We start from the raw sequence: 11,959 nt of genomic DNA, 5'->3' as shown, positions 1-11,959 counted from the left end.
AATGGAAAGTTATTCCTTTGAACCTATTGCATCGCCCAATGCCACTATTTTAATTCTTGGAACCATGCCGGGAATAAAATCTTTAGAATTAGGACAATATTATGGGCATAAACAAAATAACTTTTGGAAATTAGTATTCACTATTTTTAAAGAAGATCCAACGAATGATTACGAAGCTAAAAAAGAAATTCTTTTAAAAAACAACATTGCCTTATGGGATGTTTTAAAATACTGTGATAGAATTGGAAGTCTCGATAGTGCCATTAAAAATGAAATCACTAACGATTTTGAAGCTTTCTTAAAAGAACACATCCATATTAAAACCATTCTATTTAATGGACAAAAAGCAGCTGCCTTTTTTAAGAAATACATTCAAATTAGTGATAATTATAAACTAATTACACTTCCATCTACAAGCCCTGCAAATGCCAGTAAATCATTTGATACAAAACTAAATGAATGGGAAGTCATTTTAGATTTGCAACAGGATTATCCAAATTAAAATCAGCACTATTTAAGCGAAAATAATTTCGTTTATTTGTCCTAAATATTTACTTCTTTCTCTAAAAACAATTATGACAGACTATTTCCTTGATATTGAATACAAAGACATCACTTATAATAGAGATGATCTGAATTTCAAGGATTTTGAATGCTGCACTTTTAGCAATTGTAATTTCTCAGCCTGTACTTTCCTAGCCGTTACTTTTATTGATTGTATATTTAACAATTGTACTTTTAGCGAAGCCAAAATAAACTATGTCGCTTTTAGAACCGCTACTTTTAATGACTGCGAGATTAAAGATGTAAATTTTGCTATGTGTGATAAACTTATATTCGAAGTAAATTTTAATAATTGTGTTTTGGATTTTTCTAAGTTTTATACTCTAAAGATAAAAGGAACTTCGTTTACCGATTGCAGCTTAGTAGCAGTCGATTTTATGGCTAGCGATATCACAAATGTAGTATTTGATAATTGCGACTTATACCGCGCTGAATTTGATAGAGCAATTGCAAATAAAGCCGATTTTAAAACCAGTTACAATTATACCATAGATCCTTCGAGAGTAAAACTAAAAAAAGCAATTTTTGCTTTAAAAGAAGTCAAAGGATTACTTTTTAAACATGATATTATTGTAAGTTAGATTATCTATTTACCATAATAATTTCAATCTGCATTTAATTTTATCATTAAAAGCTCCATCGGAGCATCCTATTTATAGCAAATAATCACGTTTTTCTTATTCAAGCTCCAACGGAGCGAAATCTATATTTATATTCTATGATCTAAGACAGATACCACCCCGCTGGGGTTCTTCAAAAATAAATGAACTTTCTATAAATATAACGTCCTAATAGGTCTTTGCCAGAGATTCTATAATGAGTCCAAAAAAATTAAAAAAATAGAATACTTAAAATTCGATATTTTTAATTCTACTTAACTAGCCAAAATTAAATATTTCAATATATTTACCTATCTAATGCTTACAAACCACTTTAAATCATGAACAACCAAGAATATACAATCCGAAATGCTAAAGCAAATGAATTTGAGGAAATCGGAAAATTAATGGTTCTTGTTTATTCGCAATTAGAAGGTTTTCCAAAAGAATCTGAGCAACCCAATTATTACAAAATGCTTGCTAACATTGGTGATTTAACTACCAATCCCAATACAGAACTTTTGGTTGCAGTTACTTCTGATGGTAAAATCATTGGTGGCATCGTTTATTTTAGCGATATGCAATATTATGGTTCAGGAGGAATTGCAACCAAAGAACAAAATACGTCAGGTTTTAGATTACTAGCTGTAAACCCGATGAACAGAGAGCAAGGCATTGGCAAGCTCTTAATAAAGGATTGTATTGAAAAAGCAAAAGAAAAAAAACATCAGCAGTTGATTATCCATTCGACTATGGCAATGCAAACTGCATGGAAAATGTATGAAAGATTAGGTTTTAAAAGATCCGAAGATTTAGATTTCATGCAAGGAGAACTTCCTGTTTTTGGATTTAGACTATTACTCTAAACAAAAAAATGCATTACCTAAATACCTAATATGGCTTAAATTGCATAAATATCTAGTTCTATAAATTATAATTCTTTCCATTTTTACTTTTGGCTAAGTCAATAGATTTTGCATTTAGTATACCCTAATTCCACTTTTGCATACAATTATATTCGCATTATGTTAATTATATAACTATTTTTTAAAGTTATATAATTCAAATCCCATATAAAATACTGACCTTTAACAATATGCTTTTAAGCATAATTCACACCAAATCAATTATTAAAAAACACAAGTTATAATAATTTGATTTTTAAAGGTAGTCCTTCTTCAAATAAACAGAAATCTCCAAGAAGGATATACTTTAATTATAAACACCAGATTTTCCGTTTTTAATTCTCAATAAGATTATAAAAATGATTTTCACAAATTAAAAATATATTATGCCAACTTTATACTTTAAAAATACATTTACAGATATAGGTGATGTAACACTTTTTACTAAAAAGTTTTTCAAGGAAGTATTTATTCCTCCCTACGAATCCAAAGAATTCTTTAGGCAATGTTATCTCATGGGCTATAAATCGTTGCCATTGGTAGCTGTTACAGGCTTTATAATGGGATTAGTACTCACATTACAAACAAGACCTACATTAGCCACTTTTGGAGCAGAATCTTGGCTGCCCGGTATGGTCGCCTTATCATTGATTCGAGAAATTGCACCAGTAATTACTGCATTGATTTGTGCTGGAAAAATTTCATCAGGAATTGGAGCCGAACTAGGTTCGATGAAGGTAACCGAACAAATAGATGCCATGGAAGTTGCCGCCATAAATCCCTTTAAATATTTAGTCGTTACACGCATTTTAGCCACAACATTAATGGTTCCGATTTTAGTAGTTTTTGCAGATGCAATCGGAATACTAGGCGGTTACGTTGGAATAACAATTCATAGCGATGTAAACGCATACCGATACATTACGCAAGTTTTTGAATCATTAGACTTTATAGATATCATTCCAGCTACTATTAAAACTTTTTTCTTTGGTTTTTTCATCGGAATGATTGGCTGTTACAAAGGTTTTAATGCCTCAAATGGTACCGAAAGTGTTGGTAAAGCAGCAAATTCAGCCGTAGTTACAGCCTCACTGACCATCTTTATTTTAGATATGCTCGCAGTACAAATCACAGATTTATTTTTTTAGTATGAAAACCGAACAAGAAAATATAGTAAAAACAGCTAGTCCTGCTAAACGAAGCCCTGTAATCGAGATTAAAGACTTGCATAAGTCTTTTGGCGATAATGATGTTTTAAAAGGAATAAATCTCACCGTAAATAAAGGCGAAGACTTAGTGATTTTAGGAAGATCCGGCGAAGGAAAATCAATTACTATAAAATGTATTGTAGGATTGGTAATTCCTGATAAAGGAAATATAAGCGTTTTAGGAGAAGAAATAATTGGATTAAATAGAAGTGAACTTAATAAAATAAGAGTCAAAATTGGGTTTCTTTTTCAAAGTGGTGCTTTATATGATTCAATGACGGTAAGAGAAAATTTAGAGTTCACATTAAAACGACATTCAACAGAACTATCAGCTCAGGAAATTGACACACAGGTTATGGATGTTCTTGATAGTGTGGGTTTGTCAGATGCTGTCGATAAAATGCCCTCAGAATTATCTGGTGGTATGCGAAAACGAATTGGCCTTGCCCGAACATTAATTCTAAAGCCCGAAATTATTTTGTACGACGAACCTACTACTGGTCTAGACACAATTACATCAAAAGAAATAAGCGAATTAATCTTAGATATCAAAAAGAAACGCAAGACGACATCTATAATCATTACACATGATATGTCCTGTGCCAAATTAACGGCTGATCGGGTTATGATATTAAAAGACGGCGTAATACATGCCGAAGGAAAATACGAAGAATTAGAAAAAAGTGAAGATGAATGGGTAAGATCATTTTTTATATAAACATTTAACAATAAGAAATTATGAATAAGGAATCTGGATTTAAATGGAAACTAGGAATGTTTGTAACAATAGGTTTAATCCTTTTTATGCTAACCATTTATTTTATTGGAAAACAACAAAATTTATTTGGTTCAACATTCCATATAACATCAACTTTTAAAACCGTAAGTGGTTTACAGGTGGGTAACAATGTGCGTTTCTCAGGAATTAATATAGGTACTGTTGAAGACATTCAATTAATAAACGACTCATCAGTGGTTGTAAAACTGATTATCAAAGATGAAGTCAGACAATTTATAAAAACAGATGCCAGAGCCAGTATTGGTTCCGAAGGGTTAATGGGCGACAAAGTCCTTACTATTTCTCCTGGTAATAAATCGAATAAGATTATCGCTAATGATGGAAAAATAGCTTCTATAGATGCCATAGAAATGGATGACATTATGAAAAGCGTAAAAAAAAGTGTGGATAATGCAGGTATAATATCCGAAGAGCTTGCCGTTTTTACTCATAATATGAATAATGGAAATGGTGCATTATCAAGATTATTGACAGATCCTAAGCTTGCAAACACACTTACTAAAACAATTACCAACTTAGAAAGCGGTACACAAGGATTTAGTCAAAACATGGAAGCTGCTAAAAGTAATTTCCTTTTTAGAGGATATTTCAAAAAAAAGGAAAAAGAAAAAGAAGAAGCTGATAAAAAAGCCAAAGAAGAGCATGAAAAACTAGAAAAGGAAAAAGACAAGACGAAAGAAAAAGATAAAAAAGAAGAAGCTCCAAAGGAAAAAGACAACGCAAAAAAATAATATAGGAAACATTTCTACTTTGGTTTCAAATAAAATTACTAGTTCTAAAACTATAATTAAAACTAGTATCGAAAAGATAAAATCATGATACTACATTCAACCGAAACTTTTTGGCCTATTAAAAATGCCATGGACACAAGTTATCCTTCTTTAAGTGCTAACATCTCTACACCTATTTTAATTATTGGCGGAGGCATCACTGGAGCATTAATTGCCTATAAATTGATAACCGAAGGAAAAAAAGTGGTTCTTGTAGATAAACGTGATATCTGTAATGGCAGTACTGCAGCAAGTACTGCACTATTGCAATACGAAATTGATATTTCTTTGCATGAACTAATAGAGAAAAGAGGTTTTGATTGTGCTGTATCGAGTTATAAAAATTGTGAAAAAGCAATCTTTGATCTCAAAAAAATAGTAGATTCAATAAAAAGTGATTGCCAATTTGAGTTTAAAAAGAGTGTTTACTTTTGTTCTGTAAAAAAAGATATTCCGTTTTTAAAAAGAGAATTTAAAGCTCGTAAAGAAAATGGTTTTAAAGTAAAATGGCTGGATGAAATAGAATTAAAAAAACAGGGAATAAATGCTTTTGCTGCAATAGAATCTGAATCGGGAGCCGTCATGGATCCTTATAAACTGGCTTATGATCTTTTAAAATATTGTACACAAAAAGGAATGCAAATATATGACCGTACCAATATTATAGAATTTAAATACCAAAAAGGAAAAATACTTGCAATAACTGAAGATTTGTTTACCATTACAGCAGAAAATAGTATTCATTGCAGTGGTTATGAAAGTACCCAAATGCTTACTGAGAAGATAGTAGATTTAAAAAGTACTTATGCATTGGCTTCTGAAAGTTTTACAAAAGTCCCTGAAGTGTTTAAAAATTGTATCTATTGGAATACATCTGAACCTTATTTATATTTTCGAGCAACTGCCGATAATAGAATTATAATGGGTGGTGGAGATGAAGAATTTCACAATCCCGAAAAACGAGATAAACTATTACCAAGAAAAGAAATCTATCTTTTAAAACAATTTAAAAAATGCTTTCCAAATATAAATTTTAAACTTGATTATTCTTGGGCTGGCACCTTTGGAGAAACCCAGGATGCACTGCCCTATTTTGGTAAACCTAATCCTCAAAAAAAAGAACATTATGTTTTAGGCTTTGGCGGTAACGGCATTACTTTTAGTGTAATGGCAATGAATTCTATTATGGAATCATTAAACAACTCTCCTCACCCAGATTTAAAATTTTATAAATTCAATAGATAATTTTAAATCCTTAAATCAATTATTATGGAAATAACTAATATCATAGGCCTTGCAGCAGGAATCTGTGTAACCATAGCCGTTATTCCGCAAATTATAAAAGTCTGGAAATCAAAAAAAGTAAAAAATGTTTCTTTAACCATGTTTAGCACACTCACATTAGGTATTTTTTTATGGGTAGTTTATGGTTTTCTCAAAAAAGATTATCCGATAATGATAACTAATAGTATCTCATTATTCCTGAATATAGTCATGATTTATTTCATCAGCAAATACGAAAAAGAATAAAGCAAAAAAAAACAGCCCCATGAAAAGCTGTTTCTTTTATTAATAAACAATAATATATTAGGCTGTTTTAGCTACCGAATTCTGATTATATTTATAATCCTTAGGACTACAATTGTATTTTTGCTTAAATATTTTAGAGAAATAACTTCTACTTGTAAAACCAATAGCATAAACTATTTCTGAAATATTTAAATCGGATGTTCTAATTAGATTCTCTGCTTTCTCTATTCTCATAAAAGTTATAAAATCATTAACTGTTCGACTGTGTACCAGCTTAAATCCTTCTTGTAATTTGGATGGCGATAATCCCGTTTTTTGAGTCAAAAACTTAATTGTAAATTGCTCAGCAGGAAAATTCATAATGAAATTTGAAATTCTTTTAATTTCTTCAATTTGTCTCAATGTAAGGCAAGTAATTGCTTCAGATATTTTAACAAAACTATCAGTATGCTGTTCTATTTCCATTGCCAGAATAATTTGTAAAATTCCTTTTTTTAATAAATTCCGAACAATTCCGGTTTGTGTTATAGCATTAAGTTCTTCAATTTTCTCGTCTATTTTAAAGTTTCTAAATCTAATATCCACATAATCATCTTTCCTCTTTAAGAATGTGTTTTTTAGTTTATGTATTAAATTATCATTCTGCACATTACTAATTGCACTAGTACCAATTCCTATGATAGAAAATTTAATTGGAATGTTTTTTTCAAAGTATAAAATACTATTAATACTGCTTGTACTTTTTAGAACTCCTGAATTATATTTTTTAAGGCAATTTTTATCACCATTTACTCCAAAGCTATGCTTAAGAGATCCCTCAGAACAATAAGCAAAGAAAATAGGCGATGTTTTAAACAATTCTATGCTCAGCATTACATCATCAGAAAAAACAATCTCAAATTGCATATAAGTCATTCCTTCTTGAAATGTCATTCCTTCGATATTACCTTTTGCAAAATCTGATTCTAGCGCTAAATTATACTCCTCATTGTTTGAGGTTAATATTCCTTTAAGATTCTTCTTTAATTCATTAAAAACATCTTGTGCTTTTCCTGCTTTTAGATATATACTTTTCATTTTTAATTTATTTTAAAATAATTCTTAATAGTTTATTAGTACAATCAAATCTAGCAATCAATTCAATGATTATGTTATAGAATTCCGATATTAAGTTTCATAATTACCTGTAAATCAATTAAAAACAAAAAAAAAGCCTTGTCATACTAACAAGGCTTTTCAAGTAGTTTTAGTTAATTCTAAAATCAATAAAAAAATTAAAATTAATTATGGATTATTTATACTTTCTTTATCCGAACAATTACTCTCAGGAATATCCTTAAAAAACTCCGAAGCTTCTAAATCACTTGTTGGTCCATATCCGAGTAAAAATGTTCCTTTTTCAAAATTGGCAGTTTCGATTATATACAAAATTGACATATCATCAGGATTACTCATACCTTCGTATCGGTGCTGTGCAACTATAAAAATTTCCTCTGGTTTATAAGAGTATTTTGTTTCCGTATCAATCAAGCAACCATTTTCAAAAAGATAATTAGATGTATATCCCTTTTTTTGATACTCTTCGATATAATCTATTTCGTGTTTTGCATATTCTAATTTCATAATTAATATTTTTAAAGAGATACCTTTCTGTTTTTTGTCTAAAATAAACACAAACAAAACAGGTTGCAATTTAAGTTGTCTTTATAATTATTTATAAAGTGTTAAAAAAAATAATTCTGCTTTATCTCTTTTAATTTATACTTTCCTTCTCCCTGTAACTAATGAGATTACAAATAATACAATAAAGATAAAGAATAGCACTTTGGCTATGCTAGCAGCTCCGGCAGCTATACCACCAAAACCAAAAATTCCCGCAATAATTGCGAGAACTATAAAAATGACTGTCCAACGTAACATATGATTCTTTTTTTAGTTAGTAAATAAGATTCTAAACAATCTTCTAGTTGTAACAAATTTCAACTTTATAAAGCATAAGACTTAACTCAAATGGTAAAATTATTGACTCATTTAAATTTTTAATTTAACCCTACTTCCAAAACCATTATTTCAAAAAAGTCAATCACAAAATAAATAACTTATTAATTGACAACTTATTAATTAATATTTTTTTGAATAATCATAGATGAGTCAATCAAATAATCGATTGAGTTAATCTATGTGAATATTCATTTCTAATTTTATAAAAAACAAAATCTATTATGGAGTCAGTTACTAAGCATGGTGTAATATTAGAACCTACCGATTTGAATTTTGAAAATCTTGGAGTACTAAATCCTGCTATTTATCAAGATGGAAATACAGTTCATATGTTTTATAGAGCAGCACAAATAGGAAATTTTTCTTCAATAGGATACTGTAAACTCGAAGGCCCTTTAAAAGTAATTGAAAGAGCTACTGAGCCAATAATTTCACCCGAATATATATATGAAATTCATGGTGTAGAAGATCCGCGTATAACAAAGATTGAGGACCTTTACTACTTGTCATATGCAGCATATGATGGTACAAATGTATTTGGAGCATATGCAGTTTCCAAAGATTTAAAGAAATTTAAAAAAAAAGGGATTATTACACCCAAATTTTTAATCCAGGAATACTCCGATTTACTCCGACATAGCTTAAAGAATTCAAGCATATTCGATAGCTTACTATTTAATCTAAACGTAAATTATCCGTTAGCTCAAAGCACAGAGAATAAAATATATGTATGGGATAAAAATGTTGTGTTTTTTCCTAAAAAGATTAACGGAAAATTTGCTGCCTTTCACAGACTATTCCCTTCCATACAACTATTATATTTTAATAAACCTTCTGAATTAACAGTTGAATTCTGGCGAGAATATATTTCAAATTTAAGCCAACATATTGTAATGAGCCCTAAATATGAACATGAAACCAGTCATATCGGATCAGGAAGCCCTCCTATCGAAACAAAAGAGGGTTGGCTTATTATTTATCATTCTGTCGAGAAAAGAGAAAAAGGACTCGTATATCATGCTTCTGCCGCTTTATTAGACCTAAATAATCCGCTTAAGGTTATTGCAAGATTAAAAAAACCTTTAATATCTCCTACTGAATATTACGAAAGACACGGTTATGTAAATTATGTTGTTTTCCCAACTGGTACAGCAATTTTTAATGATAGACTATATATATACTACGGCGCTGCCGATGATAAAATTGCTGTGGCATCAATAAACATAAATGATTTATTACTTGAACTAAAAAATAATAAAAATGAAAACGAAAGAACCTAAATCAAAAATAATATTCCTTTCTACATTTCCACCTACACAATGTGGAATTGCCACCTATACAGAAGACAGCATCAATGCTATAAATAAAGTATATGGTAAAAGTATTGAATGCGAAATATGTGAATTAACAGACAAAGTCGCTAATAACCAAAAATCTGCCTATATACTTGACACAAAAAATAGGGATGAATATAAAAAAGTAGCATTTCAAATAAATAAAGATAATGCTGTAAAATTAATTCATATTCAACATGAATTTGGTCTCTTTGGAGGTGAATATGGTAATTACCTGATTGATTTTTTAAATGCGAGTAACAAACCCATCACATTTACTTTTCACAGTGTGATTCCAAGACCTAACGAAAAATTAAAAAACTTCGTTAAGCTATTAATTTCCTATTCCAGCTCAACTTTTGTAATGACAAATCAGTCAAAAAAAATCCTCATTGAAGATTATGGAATAAATCACGAAAATATTGTTTGTATTCATCATGGTACGCACATTGTAGAATATGAAAATACATCAAAAGCTAAACAAAAATTTAATTTAGAAGACAGAATAGTTCTTTCTACTTTTGGTTTATTAGGAGAAGGCAAAAATATTGAGACAGGGTTAAAAGCACTTCCCAAAATTGTTGAACAATTTCCTAATGTATTATATTTAATTATTGGAAAAACACATCCCAACAATATTATAGATAACATAGATGAATATCGAAATCATTTAGAATCTCTTGTGAATGATTTGAACTTAAAAAAGAATGTTCTTTTTATAAATCAATATTTAGAAGTAAACGAGCTCTTAAATTATTTAAAAGCAACAGACGTATATCTGTTTACATCTAAAGATCCAAATCAAGCAGTAAGCGGTACTTTTTCGTATGCAATGAGTTGTTCTTGTCCTATTGTTGCAACAAAAATTCCTCATACACTAGAAGTTTTATCTCCAGATACTGGTGTTTTAGTCGATATTAAAAACGCTGACCAATTTGCAAATGCGACGATAAAACTGCTCTCAGATCCAATATTGCGTGAATCTATGGCTTTGAATGCATTTGAAAAAACCAGAAAAACTTCTTGGGAAAATGTAGCAATAAAGCATATGATCACCTATCAAAAAATTACAGATGAACTAACAGCTGTCAAATTTATGTATCCACCAATCAAAATGGATCATCAAAAAAACATGACAACACCACTGGGAATGATACAATTTAGCAAAATTTCTGAACCTGATATTACTTCTGGATATACACTTGATGATAATGCCAGAGCATTAATATCTATGTGTTTGCACTATCAATTAAAAGAAGACATCAATGATATTTATTACATTAATACTTATATAAATTTTATTGAAAGATGCCAGCAACCAGGGGGGAATTTTATAAATTATGTAGATGAATTCAATACAATAGATCCGAAAAATGATACTGTAAACCTAGAAGATTCAAATGCAAGAGCAATTTGGGCTCTAGGAATGCTCGTTTCGCTAAAATCCACACTAATACCTCCAAGTGCTATAAATAAAGCAACAGCATGTATTATAAAAGCTTTAAATTGGACAGAGACTGTTACTTCCCCTAGATCTATAGGTTTTATAATCAAAGGATTGTTTTTATTTAATTCTGTAGATCCTAGTCCACGCATCAACGAAATAATTGATAAACTGGCAACAAGACTATCTAAGAATTATAATGATCATGCAATTAAAAATTGGAACTGGTTCGAAAACTATCTTACTTATGCCAATAGTATATTATCTGAATCTATGCTTTATGCATATTTAGCAACTGATAAATTAATTTATAAAAATATCACCCTACAATCATTTGATTTTTTATTATCTAAGATGTTTATAAACGGGGAATTCAAAGTAATTTCAAATAATGGATGGCATCATAAAGGAGCAATACCGTATAAATATGGTGAACAGCCAATAGATGTATCTTATACCATACAAACTCTGGATCTTTTTTATAAAACTTTCAATGATCCTTTATATAAAAAATTAATGAAAGTAGCATTTAATTGGTTCCTAGGTCAAAATCATTTAAATCAAATTATGTATGATCCCATTACAGGTGGGTGTTATGATGGATTGGAAAAAGAAAATGTAAATTTAAATCAGGGAGCTGAATCTACTATTTGTTATTTAACAGCACGTTTACTCATGGAAAAAAATATTATTTCAGAAAGTAATGTCATTAAATTACAAAGCAGTAAAGATCATTTAGTCTATAAATTAATTTAACCACAAAGGGTGCTAAGATTTACGCTAAGTTCACAAAGTTTTGCGTGCC

At 29.8% G+C, this 11,959-nt stretch carries 13 protein-coding genes; 10 read left to right on the top strand and 3 right to left on the bottom strand.

Features of this window, described 5'->3' with window-relative positions:
• Window position 1 precedes the first annotated feature (1 nt).
• The 8 genes from OIU80_RS12220 (at window position 2) to OIU80_RS12185 (ending at window position 6,375) form a co-directional block, all read left to right on the top strand.
• Window positions 2-502, top strand: a complete 501-nt coding sequence (locus OIU80_RS12220) for a DNA-deoxyinosine glycosylase (RefSeq protein WP_264287286.1) — start codon at window positions 2-4, stop codon at window positions 500-502.
• A gap of 73 nt (window positions 503-575) precedes the next feature.
• Window positions 576-1,145 (top strand): pentapeptide repeat-containing protein, encoded by a 570-nt coding sequence (locus OIU80_RS12215; RefSeq protein WP_264287285.1) that lies wholly within the window; start codon window positions 576-578, stop codon window positions 1,143-1,145.
• Window positions 1,146-1,504: 359 nt separating this feature from the next.
• The gene (locus tag OIU80_RS12210; protein WP_264287284.1) at window positions 1,505-2,029 is read left to right on the top strand and encodes a GNAT family N-acetyltransferase; all 525 of its coding nucleotides are present in this window, start codon (window positions 1,505-1,507) and stop codon (window positions 2,027-2,029) included.
• A 425-nt stretch (window positions 2,030-2,454) separates the two neighbouring features.
• Window positions 2,455-3,216, top strand: coding sequence for an MlaE family ABC transporter permease (locus OIU80_RS12205; protein WP_264287283.1), 762 nt, complete (start codon window positions 2,455-2,457; stop codon window positions 3,214-3,216).
• 1 nt (window position 3,217) lies between these two features.
• Window positions 3,218-3,994 carry an ABC transporter ATP-binding protein gene (locus OIU80_RS12200; protein ID WP_264287282.1) on the top strand — a complete coding sequence of 259 codons (777 nt, stop codon included), beginning with the start codon at window positions 3,218-3,220 and terminating at the stop codon, window positions 3,992-3,994.
• Between the two features lie 20 nt (window positions 3,995-4,014).
• Complete coding sequence (locus tag OIU80_RS12195) at window positions 4,015-4,806, top strand: MlaD family protein (protein ID WP_264287281.1); 792 nt, start codon at window positions 4,015-4,017, stop codon at window positions 4,804-4,806.
• 84 nt (window positions 4,807-4,890) lie between these two features.
• The gene (locus tag OIU80_RS12190) at window positions 4,891-6,090 is read left to right on the top strand and encodes an NAD(P)/FAD-dependent oxidoreductase (RefSeq protein WP_264287280.1); all 1,200 of its coding nucleotides are present in this window, start codon (window positions 4,891-4,893) and stop codon (window positions 6,088-6,090) included.
• Window positions 6,091-6,114: 24 nt separating this feature from the next.
• Window positions 6,115-6,375, top strand: coding sequence for a SemiSWEET family sugar transporter (locus tag OIU80_RS12185; RefSeq protein ID WP_264287279.1), 261 nt, complete (start codon window positions 6,115-6,117; stop codon window positions 6,373-6,375).
• A gap of 57 nt (window positions 6,376-6,432) precedes the next feature.
• On the opposite strand, the gene OIU80_RS12180 is transcribed toward OIU80_RS12185, so the two are convergent.
• From OIU80_RS12180 to OIU80_RS12170, 3 genes are all read right to left on the bottom strand, one after another.
• A complete protein-coding gene (locus tag OIU80_RS12180; RefSeq protein ID WP_264287278.1) occupies window positions 6,433-7,452 on the bottom strand; it encodes a helix-turn-helix domain-containing protein in 1,020 nt (339 codons plus the stop codon).
• 207 nt (window positions 7,453-7,659) lie between these two features.
• Window positions 7,660-7,998: a hypothetical protein gene (locus tag OIU80_RS12175; protein WP_264287277.1), complete on the bottom strand. Its 339-nt coding sequence runs from the start codon at window positions 7,996-7,998 to the stop codon at window positions 7,660-7,662.
• A 135-nt stretch (window positions 7,999-8,133) separates the two neighbouring features.
• Complete coding sequence (locus OIU80_RS12170; RefSeq protein WP_264287276.1) at window positions 8,134-8,295, bottom strand: DUF1328 family protein; 162 nt, start codon at window positions 8,293-8,295, stop codon at window positions 8,134-8,136.
• Between the two features lie 302 nt (window positions 8,296-8,597).
• On the opposite strand from OIU80_RS12170, the gene OIU80_RS12165 reads away from it, so the two are divergent.
• Both OIU80_RS12165 and OIU80_RS12160 read left to right on the top strand, forming a co-directional pair.
• Window positions 8,598-9,656, top strand: a complete 1,059-nt coding sequence (locus tag OIU80_RS12165; protein WP_264287275.1) for a glycoside hydrolase family 130 protein — start codon at window positions 8,598-8,600, stop codon at window positions 9,654-9,656.
• Window positions 9,637-11,910 carry a glycosyltransferase gene (locus OIU80_RS12160; RefSeq protein ID WP_264287274.1) on the top strand — a complete coding sequence of 758 codons (2,274 nt, stop codon included), beginning with the start codon at window positions 9,637-9,639 and terminating at the stop codon, window positions 11,908-11,910. The genes OIU80_RS12165 and OIU80_RS12160 overlap by 20 nt, the downstream gene beginning before the upstream one ends.
• Window positions 11,911-11,959: the final 49 nt, after the last annotated feature.

The sequence above is a fragment of the Flavobacterium frigoritolerans genome (assembly GCF_025847275.1).
Taxonomy (GTDB): Bacteria; Bacteroidota; Bacteroidia; order Flavobacteriales; family Flavobacteriaceae; genus Flavobacterium; species Flavobacterium frigoritolerans.
Note: the sequence above shows the minus strand (reverse complement) of the source record. Positions and strands in the feature narration are given on the sequence as shown.

Bases quoted from the DNA above. Each gene is read 5' to 3' on its own strand.
- OIU80_RS12220 (WP_264287286.1), top strand. From the start codon at position 2: ATGGAAAGTTATTCCTTTGAACCTATTGCATCGCCCAATGCCACTATT.
- OIU80_RS12215 (WP_264287285.1), top strand. From the start codon at position 576: ATGACAGACTATTTCCTTGATATTGAATACAAAGACATCACTTATAAT.
- OIU80_RS12210 (WP_264287284.1), top strand. From the start codon at position 1,505: ATGAACAACCAAGAATATACAATCCGAAATGCTAAAGCAAATGAATTT.
- OIU80_RS12205 (WP_264287283.1), top strand. From the start codon at position 2,455: ATGCCAACTTTATACTTTAAAAATACATTTACAGATATAGGTGATGTA.
- OIU80_RS12200 (WP_264287282.1), top strand. From the start codon at position 3,218: ATGAAAACCGAACAAGAAAATATAGTAAAAACAGCTAGTCCTGCTAAA.
- OIU80_RS12195 (WP_264287281.1), top strand. From the start codon at position 4,015: ATGAATAAGGAATCTGGATTTAAATGGAAACTAGGAATGTTTGTAACA.
- OIU80_RS12190 (WP_264287280.1), top strand. From the start codon at position 4,891: ATGATACTACATTCAACCGAAACTTTTTGGCCTATTAAAAATGCCATG.
- OIU80_RS12185 (WP_264287279.1), top strand. From the start codon at position 6,115: ATGGAAATAACTAATATCATAGGCCTTGCAGCAGGAATCTGTGTAACC.
- OIU80_RS12180 (WP_264287278.1), bottom strand. From the start codon at position 7,452: ATGAAAAGTATATATCTAAAAGCAGGAAAAGCACAAGATGTTTTTAAT.
- OIU80_RS12175 (WP_264287277.1), bottom strand. From the start codon at position 7,998: ATGAAATTAGAATATGCAAAACACGAAATAGATTATATCGAAGAGTAT.
- OIU80_RS12170 (WP_264287276.1), bottom strand. From the start codon at position 8,295: ATGTTACGTTGGACAGTCATTTTTATAGTTCTCGCAATTATTGCGGGA.
- OIU80_RS12165 (WP_264287275.1), top strand. From the start codon at position 8,598: ATGGAGTCAGTTACTAAGCATGGTGTAATATTAGAACCTACCGATTTG.
- OIU80_RS12160 (WP_264287274.1), top strand. From the start codon at position 9,637: ATGAAAACGAAAGAACCTAAATCAAAAATAATATTCCTTTCTACATTT.